The organism is Pseudoalteromonas ostreae (genome assembly GCF_018069805.1).
Lineage (GTDB): Bacteria > Pseudomonadota > Gammaproteobacteria > Enterobacterales > Alteromonadaceae > Pseudoalteromonas > Pseudoalteromonas ostreae.
The window spans coordinates 36,597-53,195 of the sequence record NZ_JAGPYN010000006.1; the positions used below are offsets into that span (position 1 = coordinate 36,597).

Sequence of the window (16,599 nt, forward strand, 5' to 3'; positions counted from 1 at the left end):
CTTAACCACCAGTATTAAGGCTTGCCATTTGCTGAGCAATTCCAGTAGTAACCGTTAATGTATGTTTACTTTTAGAGCCATAGGTAATGGTTGAATTGATTTGCACCATATTGCAAGAAACGCCTGCGGTATACTTAAAGTCTCGCGGGCAGGGCAAGTCGAGTGCGCCATTATTAAGATTACTTAATTCACTTTCTGTATCACCTATCGTGGTCAAAGCAATTGCTCCGTCAGGTAGCTGGGCTTGGGTATAAAGCAATTTGCTTGCTCCATCAGCAGCAGCCTCCATTGCAATTACTTTTTGCACATTACCCATCAAAATATTTTCAGCTTCTTCACGCTCAAATGCTGCATTGGTAATTTTAATATCTACACTTGCACTGCTCATTAACGTTACCGCTATTCCTGTCACTGCCACCACCATGATTAATGCAACAATTAAGACTACACCTTGTTGCTTTGAGGCTAATTTTAAATACGCCATTGACTTCCCCCTACATTATTCAAGCGGATTGTAGTCGTAAATAATGCCCGTCGGAAACTATCCTCAAACCTTAAAACACGTTGATTTACATCTTCACCTAATGTGTAGGTTTGGTTCAATTGCTTCAAATTTGCATCAGGTTGTAAAGCACGCACTAATATAAATACTTGTACTGTTAAAATAGCTCGCCGATTTTCCCAATCTGTCGCTCTCATATTATTCACACTACGATAGGTATCTACTCGACCATCTGCATTAGTATCTAATCCAAATAAAAAACGCATGCTTTCGACACCTTCCATAATGGTCTCTGTGATCATCCCACCATTTGGGGTAAGTCGCTTGCGCATCAAAACAGGAATTGTTAAGCCTTGACCATTAACTTGATAAGTTTGTTCATCAATGTAGTAGACATGATGGCGGTAACGCCAAACTGTCGCATTTGGATTATCGGGGTTTACAGGGCCTCGTGTAAATTCTCCCCACTCCTGCTCTGCGATAAAATAATAATTATCTTCATTATTACTATTATCTGCTGGGTCTATTTCCAGGCCTTCTAAAAATTTAACCTGTAGAATATCTGTATTTTCGTTTGAATCAGGGATACAGTTTAATTGCGCTCCTCCTGCTGATTCGATCGCATAAACTAAACGGAAGTTACTATTTACTGTATTATCTGGAAAGCTTTTATTATTAAGCCCTTGTGTACAATCCCCAGCAGGGTTACTCGCACTTTTAGCAATAACAGTATTATCGGCTGAAAATGAATCTTCGTAAAACGTACCCCAAAAACCTATTTGCTCTATATCACGCTGCATAATGCTCAGCGCTAAGCGACCTGTTTCTTGTAGCTCGCCAATAGTCATAGTGTCACGCGTTGTTACTTTCATACTAATATAAGTAAACATCACCCCACCTAGAACAAGTCCACCTATAAACAGTGCCACCATCATCTCAACTAAAGTAAAGCCTTGTTGTTTCATTTTACGAGGTCCTTAGATACAAAAAGCTATTTAATACGACTACTCTGCGCTTATTATTTGCTTCTCCACAGTTAATAGCGGCTGTATCGTCAACGGCTGTAAACTCTTGACGTCCTTCCCAACTAATGACAACTTGGAGTGTAAAAGCATTACTGCCACTTGCAGCATCGGGTTGGTTATTAATACAAACAGTTGCATCATCTAATGCTCCTGTATTTTCACGAGCTTGAATTGCTCGCATCCACTGTTGGCGGTCAAGTGCTGCAATTTCTGCCGCAGAGCAAGTATTTGAATAACAACGGCGTTGTTGTTCAAGCTTGTCCGAGCTTGAAAAACTACCGTTATAAAGCGCTGCAAACCCAATACCATCATTTGCACGCATCCGTTGAATAATGTCATTACCTAAAGCAACTGCTGCTGCTCGTTGCATAGAGTCAAAGCTGGCTTGTTTGGCTTTTGCTTGTAGTGCAACGGCTCCAAGCAAACCAAAGCTTAAAATCACAAACGCGATTAGAACCTCAATTAACGTAAAACCATGTTGTGATGTATGCTTGATGAACCTCATTGTGCACCCAATATAAAACTACCTGATCATAAGGATATGCTAATAATATGTAGATACAAGCTGGGCTAGGATGAACGGTTATATTTGTTGATGAATGGTTAACTATGCTTTTTTGCTGCAAAATTTAATGTGCTGAAAGATGCTCTTTTACTGTTTTATAAGCGCGTCTACTTACTGGTAATAAACAACTGCAACCTTCTAATAAAACCACATGACGGCCATCTTCAGCTTTTTTTAGAGCGATTAGCCGAGACTGATTGATCACTATCTTGCGGTGAATTCGTAATAACTGTGTTGGATAATCCTGCTCGAGTTGTTTTAAGCTTTGATCAAGCAGCGCCTCGCCGTTAGTAAAAACCAAACGCGTGTATTTCTCTTCAGCTATGATATAACACACATCCTCTAATTCCACTCTGCGTGTCACTCCCGCAAGCTGATAACTGATTGCCGCTGGACGTTGTTTTTGTAGGTGAGCGCGTGTTAAACGGCCTAATTGATCTATTGTTTTTGCTAAATTTTTCTCCGTCACAGGTTTTACTAAATAACCTGCAGCACTGAGTTGTAAAGCCTCTAAGGCATGCTCGGGATGAGCGGTGACGAAAATAATAGCAGGTGGGACAGGCAACTTATTCAATTGTGTTGCAACTTCTAAACCGCTCATAGCGGGCATATCTACATCCAAAAATACAATATCAGGAGCCTGCTGCTTCACTTGTTGCAAAGCCTCATTGCCATTACTTGCTTGTGCTATGTGACTATAGTCCGGGTAATGAGCAAGCAATCGCTGTAAGCGAACACGTGCTAATGGCTCATCATCAACTATGAGTACCTTCATGCTTGCTCCTTGGCATTATTAATAGCCAAAGGCAGTACTAACTTAACCCGAAAAATATCACCTCGCGTTGTCATTATCAGCTTAGCACTACCTTGATAATAAAGATCTAGACGTTGACGAATGTTATCCAGTGCCATACCGTTACCTGGCCGTTTTTGCGGCTGCGACGAGATTGGGTTTTCAACTAAAATGACTAACGAACGTTTACTAATATGTAACTCGACGTAAATTATAGCGCCAGTCAATGAAGGCTCAACACCGTGACAAACAGCATTTTCTAGCAGTGGTTGTAATGTTAAGCACGGAATAGTTATATCTGGCAGCTGCTCTGGTAATTGCCAGTTGACCTGTAAACGTTCAGCAAACCGCCAGCTTTCAAGCGAAATATATTGCTGAGTTAGTGCGATTTCATCACTTAGCGCTGTTTCTTTCCCCACTCGCATTGCCGCTTGCGATAATGCCGCGAGTGCTAAAATCGCTTGCTCAGCAGCCTGCGGATCATAATGGGTAAGCTCTGCTGCGGTATTGAGGCTATTATATAAAAAGTGCGGGCGAATACGTGCCTGTAAGGCATCTAGCTCAGCGCGAGCTAAGGCGTTAGTTTGTTGTTCTTTTTCAAAATGGATCGTTAAAAACTGAATGAATAATGCAGTGACTAAAAATACTACCAAGAGGTTTCTTAATATAAACTCATAACTGTTTTGTTGGGCAATAAAATCAGCGGTAAACACAATTAACAAATGGCTAAAAATAGCCGTGGTAAACAGTAATGAGAGTATTAAAGCACTCAACTGTAGAGCTTGTCTCAGCTGTTGGAGCTGTTTACGCAGTAAATAAAGCCATGTTAGGCTAGATAAAAAAGTGAGGTGTAAAAACAAGCTTATTACACCCAGACGGATCCAAATATCATCCGCAGTCGCGGGAGCAAACGCTAGTATAGTGGCGATAACTTGTGCAACGACTAAGGTAGCAAGTACGCCACGCTCTTTAAACAACGCCGCAAAAAGCAAAGTGTTGGTTTGCACCGCCTTGCTCATTGCGCGCTCCTTAAAAATGTCCTGTCAGTACGCTAAGGTTAGCGCAGCTCAACGGGTACAGCAAATACGATATTCTCTACTTCGCCGGGGTTTTCAATAACCTGTTTACCGCCAAGCTCCTTAAGACGACTTATCACTTGCTGTACTAACACCTCAGGTGCCGATGCACCAGCGGTAACACCAACCGCATTTACATTAGCAAACCATTGCTCTTCTACATTACTGGCGTCATCAATTAAATAAGCCACTGTGCCCATTTTATCTGCAAGTTCTCGTAAACGATTAGAATTAGAACTATTTTTAGCACCAACTACCAATAACACATCAACTTTATCAGCTAAATCACGCACTGCATCTTGACGATTTTGTGTCGCGTAACAAATATCATCTTTACGCGGGCCATCTATAGATGGAAATTTCACTCTAAGGGCATCAATTACATCAGCGGTATCATCTACCGATAATGTAGTTTGACTACAATAAAATAAGTTATTAGGATTTTTAACGCTCAGTTTCATAACGTCTTCAGGAGTTTCGACTAAGTAGATACCACCGGCACCGTTATCATACTGCCCCATAGTACCTTCAACCTCAGGGTGACCATGATGACCAATTAAAATACACTCAATACCTTTACGACTCGCGCGGGTCACTTCCATATGCACTTTAGTGACCAACGGACATGTTGCATCAAATACTTTTAAATCTCGACGCTTAGCTTCACTGCGAACAGCTTGTGACACACCATGAGCACTAAAAATAACAATGCTGTCGTCTGGCACTTGATCTAATTCTTCAACAAACACCGCCCCGCGCCTTTTCAAGCCATCTACCACGTAGCGGTTATGAACAACCTCATGACGCACATAGATTGGTTTTTCAAAGATATCTAACGCACGCTCAACGATACTAATCGCACGATCTACTCCTGCACAAAAACCACGCGGATTTGCCAATAAAATTTCCATTAATTACTTACCTTAGCAATATCGGTAACCTCTAAAATATCAACTTCAAAAGTTAAACGTTGACCTGCAAGCGGATGATTAAAATCGATGGTCACAGACTCACCCTGCACTTCACGTACAACCCCTGGTAATTCGGTGCCATCAGGTTGAGTAAAGGCAATAATAGAACCAATTTTTGCCGGCGTTTCTGGGCCAAATTTACTACGCTCTACATAGTAAATATTATCTGGGTTTGGTTGACCAAAAGCATCTTCAGGCTCAAGTTCAAATGATTTGCTGTCACCTGGCGCTAAACCAAATAAGCATTTTTCAAAGTTAGCCGTTAGACTACCATCACCCATAGTTAATTTTGCAGGCTTATTATGCACTTTGGTTGAATCTGCCGCTGAGCCATCCGATAACTTAATTGAGAAATGAAAAATAACCTCTGATTTTTCACCTATAACTGCTTGGCTCATGCTTTTTGCTCCTTAGGACTTTCGCCAGTAAAGGCATCAAATAATAATAATGCGGCACCAATACAAATCGCACTGTCGGCAATATTAAACGCAGGGAAATTCCAGCTTTCATAATAAAAGTGTAAAAAGTCAATCACATAACCATGGCTGATACGGTCATATAAGTTGCCAATTGCGCCCGCTAATACTAACGAATAAGCACTGCATAAAATTTTATTAGTGGCAGGTAAACGTTTTAGCCACCAGATCAATAATACGCTGATTGAAATAGCGATGACGCTTAAAAACCAACGTTGCCAACCACCCGCTTCACTTAAAAAACTAAAAGCTGCGCCATAATTATGCACATAGGTTAGATTGAAAAATGGTAATATATCAATTGATTCGCGTAGATTCATGGTTTTAACAACCAGTGTTTTACTGGCAAAGTCTGCTACTAAAAGTAGCAAACTTAACCAAAGCCACACTAAACCACTTTTTTGGGCTAGTTTGCTCACTTAATACTCCTATGCGAACTGGCGCGTCTCACCTTCGCCATCAACGTTGCTAACACAACGACCACAAATATCTTCATGAGCAGGGTTTGAACCTACATCATCACAGTAATGCCAACAACGTTCGCACTTTTGTGCATCGGTTGCAGATACTGCGATATACAAACCTTCAATTTCTGTAGCTTGAGAGTCTTCAGGCTGTTCATCAACAGCTTTAACAGTAACGTTAGATGTTAACAATACAAAGCGTAATTCATCACCTAAGGCTGCTAATTTAGTTGCAAGCTCAGTATTAGCAAAAATATTCACATTGGCTTGTAGTGTTGCACCGATCACATCTTCTTTACGTGCGCCTTCTAACACGCGGTTTACTTCATCACGCACGTTTAGAATCGTTAACCAATCGTCATTACTAAACTGGCCTTCGCCAACCGCTTTTAAGCCATCATACCAAACCGAGGTAAATACATATTGGTCACGCTCACCTGGCAGTGCTTGCCAAATCTCTTGCGCGGTAAAGCTCATAATTGGCGCCATCCAGCGCGTCATAGCTTCGGCAATATGATACAGCGCTGTTTGACATGAACGACGGGCATGACTGTCGCTTTTCGCTGTGTATTGACGGTCTTTGATCACATCTAAATAGAATGAACCAAGCTCACCAGTACAGAAGTTCATTAGCTTTTGCGTTACTTGGAGCATTTGGTAACTTTCGTAAGCCGCCAAAATTTCATCTTGCAATTGCGCCGCACGGCCCACAATCCAACGGTCCAACTCAACCATATCATCAATAGCTACTTGGTCAGTTTTAGGATCAAAACCACTTAAGTTAGCGAGCAAGTAACGGCTAGTATTACGAATACGACGGTAACGATCCGCAGAGCGATTGAAGATTTCATCTGATACGGTCATTTCTGCTGTATAATCAGTTGACGCAACCCATAAGCGTAAGATATCTGCGCCCAATTTATTCATCACATTCTGTGGTGAAATAACGTTGCCTAATGATTTTGACATTTTACGGCCGTTTTCATCCACAGTGAAACCATGGGTTAACACTTGACGATAAGGCGCATGACCATTAATTGCCACTGACGTCATCATTGATGACATAAACCAACCACGGTGCTGATCTGAGCCTTCAAGGTATAAATCAGCAGGGCCAACTAAATCTTCACGAGCATCAACCACACAGGCGTGAGACACACCCGAGTCAAACCATACATCTAAAGTATCTTGTACTTTCATGTATTGCTGAGCATCAGCTTCACCAAGTAAAGTCGCTGGCTCTAAGTCATACCATGCTTGAATACCTGACTTTTCAACAAGTAGCGCAGCTTTTTCAATCAATGCTTGTGTATCTGGGTGAAGCGCACCGGTGTCTTTATCAACAAATAAAGCAATTGGCACACCCCAAGTACGTTGACGCGAAATACACCAATCTGGGCGACCTTCAACCATGTTGGCAATGCGGCTTTCGCCCCATTCAGGCAACCATTGGGTGTTTTTAATCTCTTTTAATGAATCTTGACGCAAATTAGCCTGATCCATACTCACAAACCACTGCGGCGTAGCACGAAAAATAATTGGCGTTTTATGGCGCCAACAATGCGGGTAGCTGTGCGTTAAGGCATGATGATGCATAAGCGCATTACGCTCAGTCAACACATCAACGACACTCGCATTGGCTTTAAATACATGTTGACCTGCAAAAAGCTCAGTGTCAGGTAAATAAACACCGTTTGCACCCACAGGGTTAGCCACTTCTAAGCCGTATTGTAAACCTGCCACGAAATCTTCTTGACCGTGACCAGGGGCTGTATGCACGATACCAGTACCTGAATCAGTTGTAACATGTTCAGCAACAATTACAGGCACATTAAAGTCATAAAAAGGATGCGCTACTTGTAAGTTTTCAAGTGCCGATCCCGTTACATAACCCAATACGTGATAATGATTAAAGCCATAACGATCCATGGCATCTTTAACTAGCTCTGAGCCTAAGATTAAACGCTGTTGTGCGCCTTCATCATCAACTTGTACTAATGCGTATTCTAAATCAGCATGCACAGCAACGGCGCGGTTAGCGGGTAGCGTCCATGGTGTAGTTGTCCAGATCACAGTGCTTACTGTGCCCTTACCTTGATGATCCGCTTTTAAATCAAACGCGCTGACAACAGCCGCTTGATCTACAAACTGAAAACGCACATCAATCGCAGGTGATTGCTTATCTTGGTATTCAACCTCAGCTTCTGCCAATGCAGAACCACAATCAGTACACCAATGCACAGGCTTAGCACCTTTGTGTAAATGACCTTTTTCGATGATGCGGCCAAGCACACGAATTGCATTAGCTTCAAAATCAAAGTTCATGGTTAAGTAAGGTTTATCCCAATCGGCGAATACACCTAAGCGCTTAAAATCAACTTTTTGACCTTCAACTTGCTTTTTAGCATAAGCACGGCATTTTTCGCGGAATTCGGCAGTGGTGACTTTAACGCCTGGCTTACCCACTTTTTTCTCTACCATTAATTCAATTGGTAGGCCATGACAATCCCAGCCTGGTACATATGGTGCATCAAAATCAGATAAGGTTTTTGATTTAACGATAATGTCTTTTAGAATTTTATTTACTGAATGGCCTAAATGGATATCGCCGTTTGCATACGGAGGGCCGTCATGCAAAATAAAGGTCTTTTTACCTTTTTTGGCGTTGCGAATTTGACCATATAGATCGTCTTCATACCATGTTTTAAGCATTTTCGGCTCACGTTGTGCCAAATTGCCGCGCATTGGAAACGTCGTTTCCGGTAAATTCAAAGTATGCTTGTAGTCGCTCATTAATCCTAGTTTCCGTATCGGCTACCTAATTTAAACCAAAACACTGTTTTGCGGCAGCAACGTCAGTTGCAATTTGTGCCGTCAATTGTGTTAATGTCTCGAATTTTTTCTCATCGCGAAGTTTTTTGATTAACTCCACATGCATAAACTGTCCATAAATATCTTGCGCAAAGTCGAACAAATGAACTTCTAATAATGCGCGTGTTCCATTAAATGTGGGTTTATTGCCAATATTTGCAACCCCATATACTGTTTTATTGTTTAACGTTACTTGCACAGCAAACACCCCATTTACTGGGCATACTTGCCGTTTTAATGCGATATTCGCGGTGCGAAAGCCGAGCTCTCTGCCGCGCTTCCAACCATGGATCACTCGCCCTGATATTGCATAATCATGACCGAGCATCGCTTTGGCTTGCACTAACTGACCATCAGCGAGTGCTTGACGGATCAAGGTGCTACTTACTCTAGCATTTAATTGCCGAAAACTCGCAGTGCTTTTTACATCCATATGCGCCGCTTGGCCCATCTTAGTTAGTAAATTAAAATCTCCCTGACGCCTTTTACCAAAACGAAAATCATCGCCCACGGTTAACGCTTTTACGCCAAGTTTATTAATCAGTATTTCTGTTACAAACTGCTCAGCTTGCATATTGGCAAATTGTTGATTAAAACTAATGCAAATAACGCGCTCTATGCCCAATTTAGCTAACAAACGTAGCTTGTCACGCAATCGCGTTAATCGAGCTGGCGCATTGTCTTTCGCAAAAAATTCCTGCGGCTGAGGCTCAAATAACATTACTGTGCTGGGTAAGTTATATTTTTTAGCATCATTGAGTAACCCATTAAGTACTTCTGCATGACCCAGATGAACGCCATCAAAATTACCAATGGTCAACACACAACCATCATGCTGTGTGCGAATATTATGAATACCTCTAATTAACTCCATGCCATCTAATGCCTTAATGAGCGTTATGTACCGAGTAAAACTTCACTTGGGTTACAGAACCACCGATTATACCCAAACCACCTCAAGATGCGAGTTTCAGTTGATTTTTTTAGTCTGATTGTGTGGTAACAACGTTTTTTATGGTATTCAGCCGCACACCAAGTAAAAACAAAACAAAAAAGTACACAACCCCAGCCAGCGCAAGTAAGCCGGTGAGTAAAGCAACCTGCTCACTCAAATGCCACTGACGCCATAAAAATTGCGTTGCGACATACCAAACTATCCCCCCCATAACTAAGGAGGCGGCAACACATTTGCAAGTAAACAGTAAACTAAAACGCGAAAATTGATAAACCTGCTCTTTACTTAATTGACGATACAGCAGATACGCATTACAACTGGCCGACATTGAAGTTGCAAGCGCCAATCCTAAATAACCAATAAACGGCGCTAACATAATATTAAACACCATATTCAGCACCAGCGTAATAATGCCAATACGCACCGGCGTTTTAGTATCTTGACGTGCATAAAATCCCGGCGCTAAAACTTTGATCAACATAAAACTGACCAGTCCAACTGAGTAAGCCATCACCCCTAAACTCACGGCCTGAACATGATCGACCCCCCCTTGACTAAACGCACCATGATCAAATAGTACAGAGATGATTAACGGGCTAATGATCATCAAACCAATCATCGCAGGTAAGCCTAAAAAGATCACAAACCGCACCCCCCAGTCTAAGGTGTGCTGAAAATCGCTGTTTTTTTCGCTGCTATGTAATTTAGATAGCGCAGGTAAAATAACCGTCGCGATACCAATGCCAAATAACCCCAGTGGAAATTCGATTAGGCGGTCAGAATAATATAACCAAGCAATTGACCCTGTCATTAACAATGATGCTATCATGGTATCAAGCAGTAGATTAATTTGACTAATAGATACCCCGAACAACGCTGGTAGCATTAACTTACGGACTTTTTTTACATTTTCGTCCTGCCACGCCCAACGTGGTTTACTGAGCATTTTCGCTCGGTATAGAAACGGCAATTGAAACAATAACTGCACCACCCCACCGACAAATACACCAATGGCGAGTGAATATGCACCCACTGAGAATTTATCATGTAAGAAAATCGCACAGCCAATAATCGAAATGTTCAACAACACTGGTGTAAACGCAGCAACAGCAAAGCGATTATAAACATTCATTACCGCGCCGCTCAGAGCAACCAAGCTGACAAAAAATAAATAAGGGAACGTGAGTTTAAGCAAGCTACTGGCTAATACAAATTTTTCACCGTCTGGGCCACCTTGCCACCACTCAATAAACCACCCAGTACCAAACAGTGCTGCAATAACTGGCGATGCAATTACACCGATAATAGTTACAACCAGTAAAATAGTACCAAGTGTGCCAGCGGCTTGAGCAACAAACAGCCTGACTTTGTCGTCTCCTTGTTGCTGTTTGATTTCCGACAAAACTGGCACAAATGCTTGCGCAAATGCTCCTTCAGCAAATAAACGGCGCAAAAAGTTGGGAATGCGATTAGCGAATAAAAAAACATCGGCGGCAGCACCTGCGCCAAGTAAATTTGCGACAACAGCATCTCGCACTAATCCTAAAACACGCGATATCATTGTCATTGCACTTACAATCATACCGGAACGAAATAATCCTTTTGCCACACTAAACCTGCTTTAAAACCAACGATAAAACCAATTATGCCACAGTCTTTTTTATAAATCGCTCTAAAGCACTAGGCTGAACTCACCGCCTTTGTTACAATGGCGTTATTAACTGTGCTAGAGCGGCAAATTGATGTTCGTTATATAGGAGCAGTTTTTCTTGGCATGTCAAATTTTTATTGACATTCACGATTAAAAAAGGCATATTCCACGGCCTTTAAATTAAGCTTATTTTAAGATTGTTAGGAGCAAACCTTGGCTAACATCAAGTCTGCAAAAAAACGCGCTATCACTAGCGAAAAAAACCGTCAGCATAACGCAAGCCGTCGTTCAATGATGCGTACATACTTCAAAAAAGTAGTTGTTGCTATTGAAGCGGGCGACAAGGAAGCTGCACAGCAAGCTTTCGCAGTTGCTACACCTATTTTAGACCGTTATGCAACTAAAGGTCTAATTCACAAAAACAAAGCAGCTCGTCATAAGAGCCGCATAGCAGCTAAGATCAAAGCGCTATAATTTGTTTTTGCTAGAATATAAAAAACCGGCCTTGGCCGGTTTTTTTATATTTTTTCTTTGACGCTTAAAATTATTTAAACTCTGCTATTGCGTTAAACAACGTCTAAATCTGGATAAAACTTTTTCAGCATCGCCGCAATTTTCTTCGGTGTAAATGGTTTTACCACAAATCCTTTAGCCCCTTTATCGATTGCATCTTTAACATTTTCAACCGTTGAGTGTGCCGATACCATAACGACATTAGTTTGTGGGTTTATTTCGCTGATCTGCGCGATAATCTCTTTACCATCACCATCTGGCAACTCAATATCTAAAAAAATAATATTATAATCGGCCGCTTGGCAAGCACTGATACATTGCGCAGCTGTCGATGCTTCTTTAACATTTTCAATACCTAAGTGCATTAATGTTTGATGGAGAAAACTGCGCACGGTTCCCACATCATCCACTATTAAAATTGAAAGCTGCGTATTCATTGTTGATCCCCGTAGGTTATGAACTAGGTTTAAGTTACTATACTTAATAACTTTTCTAATTTAATAATCTCATTATAGAGAGCTCTGCTTAAAAGGCCAGATTTGCTTTATGTCAAATAATATAAAAAAACAATCCTTACTAGGAAAAACGCCTCAACGAAAAAAACCAACAACAACTAACAAGCGAAAAGCGCCTACTCAGACAAACGTCGCACAAACACAAACTGCGAGTAGTGAATTAGCTGAAACAAAAAAAAACCGTACAGGGCTTATCGTGGCAGGTGTCATTGTGTTTGCTATTTTAATTATCCCCAAACCACAGTTATTGACCTATGAAAAGTCAGGCTTAGTAACGCAGAGTGTATATTGGCCGGGACTATTTGGTTATGGCGCCATGTTATTTGACTCAAATTTACAGCCAAATGCCGATTTAGCACGTAATAGCCTTTATTTATGTCAAAACAATAAGCAACCAGATACTTGTCAAAAATATCGAGTAACTGAACAAGCTGGCTTTTTTTCTGCATTACAAAAATTAATTTTGGATTAAAAAAACTAATCTGAAAATATAAAATTACTTGGTTGAAAGGTGCGCAAAATATCAACATAATGGCGCTCCTTTTTTCAACACTTGAACAACGATACAACCATGCTAAACGAGCTAGATTGGCTTTTAAATATTATCCTGTTAGCCCTAGGATTAGGGGCGTTTTTTATCAATCAATTAACAATACTGCGTGTAGCGGCGATCAGCGCTTGTGCTTTACTGTTTTTGTCATTTAGCTTGGATTTAATGTCGTCGAGTGTTATTTCAAACATGAGTTTAGTGTTGATAAACACGTTTTACTTGTTCAAGGTTTATACCTTTGGGCAATTAAATGTGCCGCAAAATTAATATCTCTCCCTAGATAATTTTATGTGCCCTACCGCGCTTGGCTCGGCAGGGCATTTTTTTACACGAATAGAACTTGGGCAGCAAAATGAACTAAGTTAAAATCTTCGATTAGCTAAATACCAGCTTGATGCGACGCTTGACTTACATAGCCAAACACTAAAAAACGCACGCCAAGCCTTATTTGAATTTATTACTGATTGCCAAAAACCTACTTGTCGTGTGGTAGTGATCCGCCACGGCACTGGTATCAAAAAAAAAGACCCCAGATGTTAATTAAAAAAGTGATGAGAAGAAGAAAGAGAACCAGGTGCGCCATAGTAAACGCTAACCCGGCTCCGTTATCAATTTTTGGTTGTATTTACTCTGTTTGGCTTTGTAAAACGGGGGCTTGTTCACTTGCATTAGCTTGGTTAAACCATGCAGACACACCCATTAAGACCACTGAAATAACGATAATACTAAATTTAACGCCTGTTTGATGCTGTTTCATTGTACACCTTATTATTATTGTTAGTGTTTTTTGAACTACCTAGACTAACTAAAATTACAGATGTTAACAAGATGTACTGCCACTATTATCGCTGAACTTTTAATAACCTTTTGTTCTATCAACCTGATTATTTAATTTAAGGCCTGTTTTCATACGTTGTACATTATTAGCAATCTGCTGCGTTACAGTTTCCAGATCAGACAATGCTGCGCAATGAGGAGTCATTGTAACCGCTGAATGATGCCAAAAAGGATGCTCGGCAGCTAATGGCTCTTGTGCAAAAACATCCAATGTTGCTCCTCTTATAATTTGATTATCTAATGCCCAAAGTAAATCGTCTGCAACGACGTGCTGGCCTCGCGCTACATTGATGAGCACGGCATGACTTGGTAGCTGCATTAATAAGTTGCGATTAATAAAGCCCTTAGTTTGCGTGGTTAGTGGTAATAAACACACGAGATAATCAGCCTGTGCTAACAAACTCGGTAACTCACTTGCTTGATGAATACAGTTTACCTCGGCTATATTTTTAGGGCTTTGTGAAAATGCACTTACGGTAAAATTATTAGCCAGTAAACGTTTAGCGCAGCTTTGTCCTAACTCACCAAAACCTAAAATCACAACATGATTATGACTATAAGCGCGTTTTGGCAGCCATTGCCGTTGTTGTTGCTTAATCACATAATCTTTAAGCCTTAACTTATGCGCTAAAATATGGGTAAGCACATACTCTGCCATATCATGAGCTAAATTTTCATCAACGATGCGTGTCACAACGACATTGTCAGGAAGTAAGTTTAAATCAATGCTATCGATCCCTGCGCCAAATGAAGAAACTACTTTTAAATTTGGTAGTTGTGCCCACATATCAGCAGGTGCCAGCCAAGCAAGCACAAATTCAACATCCTCTAAGTTATCACAGTCTGGCCACTGTGAAATTTTTACATCGGGTAATTTAGTCGCTAACGCAGTCATAATTTTACTGCAATCACGTCCACTAATCGCAACGAGTACGCTCATGTTATGCCTATAGAGTTGTTGATTTGTAAAGAGTATAACCTTTGTTAAAACATTTAATCTAATCGAATTACTACTCGGCTATTTAAAAAGTCACACAACTGCAACCTAATTGTCATGGCAAGCTTTTACTCTGGCGATATATTGATCACCATATGCAAACGAGGTAATTATGATCAGTGTTGATAAAGTAATCGCAGCAAATCTACCACAATTAGAAAACTCACCTAAAGTAAAAAGTTTAGTTAAAAAAGGGTTAGGTTATTTGCTTCACGAACAAGAATTTGTTGCATTTGGTGATGCCTACCCGCATTTACAAGGCATTGAGTTTGTTGAGCAAGTGTTGGATGAATTAGATTTTGATACTCGCTACAAGCCAAAGCAGATTGAGAATATTCCTAGCGAAGGTAAGTTAGTTATTGTTGCTAACCACCCTATTGGCTCTTTGGATGCACTGGCATTAATTAAAGTATTATCAAGTGTTCGTAAGGATTTAAAGGTCGTTGCCAATCGCATGTTAATGTCAGTTACGCCAATGCACTCATTATTACTGCCGGTCGATAATTTATCTGGAGCCAGTAAAAAGCAAGAACTCAATAATATCCACCAGCACCTTAAAGAAGCTGGAGCCATTCTCATTTTCCCAGCAGGTGAAGTATCGCGTTTAAGCCCTACCGGAATTAAAGATTGCAAGTGGAATAGTGGTTTTTTACGGATCGCAAAAAAAGCCAATGCGCCGATTTTACCGATTTTTATTAAAGCCAAAAATAGCCCACTTTTTTATGGCACATCGATGATTTACAAGCCTTTAGCGAGTTTACTACTGGTTAAAGAAATGTTTAAACAACGACAAAAATCATTAGAGTTTGAAATTGGCGCATCGATACCCCCAGAGTCTTATTTAATTGAAAACCTTAAAGACAAAGAAGTAGTCAATCTGATCCGTAAGCAGCTTTATGCACTTACCTCAAAGAAAACCTTACCGCTTAAAACACAAGCACCCATCGCTTCCTCAGAATGCCGTAAGGAACTAAAAAAAGCCATCGAACAGTGTGAGCTATTAGGCACAACTCAAGACGGCATGCAGATATACCTTTATCAATATCAAGGCAGCTCAGCGATTTTCAGAGAGCTTGGCCGGTTACGAGAGATTTCGTTTCGTACTGTTGGTGAAGGCAGTGGTAAGCGTCGTGATATTGATAAGTACGATATGGATTATCAGCACTTGGTTTTATGGGACGGCTCACAACTTGAATTGGTTGGCGCATACCGACTTGCTTGTGCTCAAGCCATTATTGATAAACACGGCCGCAAAGGTTTATATACTGATAGCTTATTTTCTTACAGTGATGCAATGACTCCTTACTTTGCTGCAGGTATTGAACTGGGTCGCAGCTTTGTACAACCTAAATACTGGGGTCGTAAAAGTCTTGATTATTTATGGTATGGGATTGGCGCGTTTGTGAAAAATTATCCTCAGTATCGCTATCTCTACGGCGCAGTCAGTGTCTCGAACGCGTTGCCAGAACCTGCCAAAGCCATGTTAGTTCATTATTATCAGCATTATTACGGCGCTAAGCAGGTTATAGCTACACCTAATAATGAGTTCAAACTCACAGAGCAGCAATTCATACAATGCGCAAATCTATTTAGCGGTGATGATGTCAAAGAAGACTTTGTTGAGCTCAAACATGTGCTCGCAAACATGGGTGCCCAAGTACCCACTTTATTTAAACAATACACCGAACTATGTGAGCCTGGCGGCGTACAGTTTTTAAGTTTTAGTGTTGATCCTGATTTCAATAATTGTATTGATGGCTTAGTGCTTGTTGATCTTGAAAAAGTAAAAGAAAGCAAAGCAAAAAGATATTTAGGAAAGAACTAAAAACGCAAAGGTG

18 protein-coding genes and 1 pseudogene are annotated in these 16,599 nt (G+C 40.8%); 5 read left to right on the forward strand and 14 right to left on the reverse strand.

Features of this window, described 5'->3' with window-relative positions:
• Nucleotide 1: 1 nt before the first annotated feature.
• From J7338_RS06370 to murJ, 11 genes are all read right to left on the reverse strand, one after another.
• Nucleotides 2-484 (reverse strand): pilus assembly PilX family protein, encoded by a 483-nt coding sequence (locus J7338_RS06370; protein ID WP_210796260.1) that lies wholly within the window; start codon nt 482-484, stop codon nt 2-4.
• Nucleotides 472-1,467, reverse strand: a complete 996-nt coding sequence (locus tag J7338_RS06375) for a PilW family protein (protein ID WP_210796261.1) — start codon at nt 1,465-1,467, stop codon at nt 472-474. The genes J7338_RS06370 and J7338_RS06375 overlap by 13 nt, the downstream gene beginning before the upstream one ends.
• 1 nt (nt 1,468) lies before the next feature.
• Nucleotides 1,469-2,032 (reverse strand): type IV pilus modification protein PilV, encoded by a 564-nt coding sequence (gene pilV, locus J7338_RS06380; protein ID WP_210796262.1) that lies wholly within the window; start codon nt 2,030-2,032, stop codon nt 1,469-1,471.
• A gap of 124 nt (nt 2,033-2,156) precedes the next feature.
• Complete coding sequence (locus J7338_RS06385) at nt 2,157-2,867, reverse strand: LytR/AlgR family response regulator transcription factor (protein ID WP_210796263.1); 711 nt, start codon at nt 2,865-2,867, stop codon at nt 2,157-2,159.
• Nucleotides 2,864-3,904: a sensor histidine kinase gene (locus tag J7338_RS06390; protein WP_210796264.1), complete on the reverse strand. Its 1,041-nt coding sequence runs from the start codon at nt 3,902-3,904 to the stop codon at nt 2,864-2,866. Before J7338_RS06390 ends, J7338_RS06385 begins: the two co-directional genes overlap by 4 nt.
• A gap of 38 nt (nt 3,905-3,942) precedes the next feature.
• Entirely contained in the window at nt 3,943-4,872 is a 930-nt protein-coding gene (gene ispH / locus J7338_RS06395) for a 4-hydroxy-3-methylbut-2-enyl diphosphate reductase (protein WP_210796265.1), read from the reverse strand.
• Entirely contained in the window at nt 4,872-5,330 is a 459-nt protein-coding gene (gene fkpB, locus J7338_RS06400; RefSeq protein ID WP_210796266.1) for an FKBP-type peptidyl-prolyl cis-trans isomerase, read from the reverse strand. Before fkpB ends, ispH begins: the two co-directional genes overlap by 1 nt.
• Nucleotides 5,327-5,827 carry a signal peptidase II gene (lspA, locus tag J7338_RS06405; RefSeq protein WP_145237265.1) on the reverse strand — a complete coding sequence of 167 codons (501 nt, stop codon included), beginning with the start codon at nt 5,825-5,827 and terminating at the stop codon, nt 5,327-5,329. Before lspA ends, fkpB begins: the two co-directional genes overlap by 4 nt.
• A gap of 9 nt (nt 5,828-5,836) precedes the next feature.
• Nucleotides 5,837-8,665, reverse strand: coding sequence for an isoleucine--tRNA ligase (gene ileS / locus J7338_RS06410; RefSeq protein WP_210796267.1), 2,829 nt, complete (start codon nt 8,663-8,665; stop codon nt 5,837-5,839).
• Between the two features lie 25 nt (nt 8,666-8,690).
• A complete protein-coding gene (gene ribF / locus J7338_RS06415; RefSeq protein ID WP_210796268.1) occupies nt 8,691-9,617 on the reverse strand; it encodes a bifunctional riboflavin kinase/FAD synthetase in 927 nt (308 codons plus the stop codon).
• A 109-nt stretch (nt 9,618-9,726) separates the two neighbouring features.
• On the reverse strand, nt 9,727-11,265 hold the full coding sequence (murJ, locus tag J7338_RS06420) for a murein biosynthesis integral membrane protein MurJ (protein WP_338109878.1): 1,539 nt from the start codon (nt 11,263-11,265) through the stop codon (nt 9,727-9,729).
• 297 nt (nt 11,266-11,562) lie between these two features.
• On the opposite strand from murJ, the gene rpsT reads away from it, so the two are divergent.
• Nucleotides 11,563-11,823, forward strand: coding sequence for a 30S ribosomal protein S20 (gene rpsT, locus J7338_RS06425; RefSeq protein ID WP_145237275.1), 261 nt, complete (start codon nt 11,563-11,565; stop codon nt 11,821-11,823).
• 92 nt (nt 11,824-11,915) lie between these two features.
• On the opposite strand, the gene J7338_RS06430 is transcribed toward rpsT, so the two are convergent.
• The gene (locus J7338_RS06430) at nt 11,916-12,299 is read right to left on the reverse strand and encodes a response regulator (protein ID WP_210796269.1); all 384 of its coding nucleotides are present in this window, start codon (nt 12,297-12,299) and stop codon (nt 11,916-11,918) included.
• 109 nt (nt 12,300-12,408) lie between these two features.
• Here J7338_RS06430 and J7338_RS06435 point away from each other — a divergent pair, with 109 nt between their 5' ends.
• From J7338_RS06435 to J7338_RS20920, 3 genes and pseudogenes are all read left to right on the forward strand, one after another.
• Nucleotides 12,409-12,849 (forward strand): hypothetical protein, encoded by a 441-nt coding sequence (locus J7338_RS06435; protein WP_210796270.1) that lies wholly within the window; start codon nt 12,409-12,411, stop codon nt 12,847-12,849.
• A gap of 99 nt (nt 12,850-12,948) precedes the next feature.
• Nucleotides 12,949-13,194 carry a hypothetical protein gene (locus J7338_RS20765; RefSeq protein ID WP_145237284.1) on the forward strand — a complete coding sequence of 82 codons (246 nt, stop codon included), beginning with the start codon at nt 12,949-12,951 and terminating at the stop codon, nt 13,192-13,194.
• A gap of 147 nt (nt 13,195-13,341) precedes the next feature.
• Nucleotides 13,342-13,467: pseudogene (locus tag J7338_RS20920) on the forward strand (Smr/MutS family protein); the annotation flags it as partial.
• Nucleotides 13,468-13,552: 85 nt separating this feature from the next.
• Here the strand turns inward: J7338_RS20920 and J7338_RS20925 are convergent.
• Nucleotides 13,553-13,684 carry a hypothetical protein gene (locus J7338_RS20925; RefSeq protein WP_257325490.1) on the reverse strand — a complete coding sequence of 44 codons (132 nt, stop codon included), beginning with the start codon at nt 13,682-13,684 and terminating at the stop codon, nt 13,553-13,555.
• A gap of 99 nt (nt 13,685-13,783) precedes the next feature.
• Complete coding sequence (locus J7338_RS06445; protein WP_210796271.1) at nt 13,784-14,704, reverse strand: 2-hydroxyacid dehydrogenase; 921 nt, start codon at nt 14,702-14,704, stop codon at nt 13,784-13,786.
• 169 nt (nt 14,705-14,873) lie between these two features.
• Here J7338_RS06445 and olsF point away from each other — a divergent pair, with 169 nt between their 5' ends.
• Nucleotides 14,874-16,586 carry a bifunctional ornithine lipid synthase OlsF gene (gene olsF, locus J7338_RS06450; RefSeq protein WP_210796272.1) on the forward strand — a complete coding sequence of 571 codons (1,713 nt, stop codon included), beginning with the start codon at nt 14,874-14,876 and terminating at the stop codon, nt 16,584-16,586.
• Nucleotides 16,587-16,599 lie beyond the last annotated feature (13 nt).

Excerpts from the sequence above, each read along its gene's own strand:
- J7338_RS06370 (WP_210796260.1), bottom strand. The coding sequence starts at position 484 with ATGGCGTATTTAAAATTAGCCTCAAAGCAACAAGGTGTAGTCTTAATT.
- J7338_RS06375 (WP_210796261.1), bottom strand. The coding sequence starts at position 1,467 with ATGAAACAACAAGGCTTTACTTTAGTTGAGATGATGGTGGCACTGTTT.
- pilV (WP_210796262.1), bottom strand. The coding sequence starts at position 2,032 with ATGAGGTTCATCAAGCATACATCACAACATGGTTTTACGTTAATTGAG.
- J7338_RS06385 (WP_210796263.1), bottom strand. The coding sequence starts at position 2,867 with ATGAAGGTACTCATAGTTGATGATGAGCCATTAGCACGTGTTCGCTTA.
- J7338_RS06390 (WP_210796264.1), bottom strand. The coding sequence starts at position 3,904 with ATGAGCAAGGCGGTGCAAACCAACACTTTGCTTTTTGCGGCGTTGTTT.
- ispH (WP_210796265.1), bottom strand. The coding sequence starts at position 4,872 with ATGGAAATTTTATTGGCAAATCCGCGTGGTTTTTGTGCAGGAGTAGAT.
- fkpB (WP_210796266.1), bottom strand. The coding sequence starts at position 5,330 with ATGAGCCAAGCAGTTATAGGTGAAAAATCAGAGGTTATTTTTCATTTC.
- ileS (WP_210796267.1), bottom strand. The coding sequence starts at position 8,665 with ATGAGCGACTACAAGCATACTTTGAATTTACCGGAAACGACGTTTCCA.
- ribF (WP_210796268.1), bottom strand. The coding sequence starts at position 9,617 with ATGGAGTTAATTAGAGGTATTCATAATATTCGCACACAGCATGATGGT.
- murJ (WP_338109878.1), bottom strand. The coding sequence starts at position 11,265 with ATGACAATGATATCGCGTGTTTTAGGATTAGTGCGAGATGCTGTTGTC.
- J7338_RS06430 (WP_210796269.1), bottom strand. The coding sequence starts at position 12,299 with ATGAATACGCAGCTTTCAATTTTAATAGTGGATGATGTGGGAACCGTG.
- J7338_RS06435 (WP_210796270.1), top strand. The coding sequence starts at position 12,409 with ATGTCAAATAATATAAAAAAACAATCCTTACTAGGAAAAACGCCTCAA.
- J7338_RS20765 (WP_145237284.1), top strand. The coding sequence starts at position 12,949 with ATGCTAAACGAGCTAGATTGGCTTTTAAATATTATCCTGTTAGCCCTA.
- J7338_RS20925 (WP_257325490.1), bottom strand. The coding sequence starts at position 13,684 with ATGAAACAGCATCAAACAGGCGTTAAATTTAGTATTATCGTTATTTCA.
- J7338_RS06445 (WP_210796271.1), bottom strand. The coding sequence starts at position 14,704 with ATGAGCGTACTCGTTGCGATTAGTGGACGTGATTGCAGTAAAATTATG.
- olsF (WP_210796272.1), top strand. The coding sequence starts at position 14,874 with ATGATCAGTGTTGATAAAGTAATCGCAGCAAATCTACCACAATTAGAA.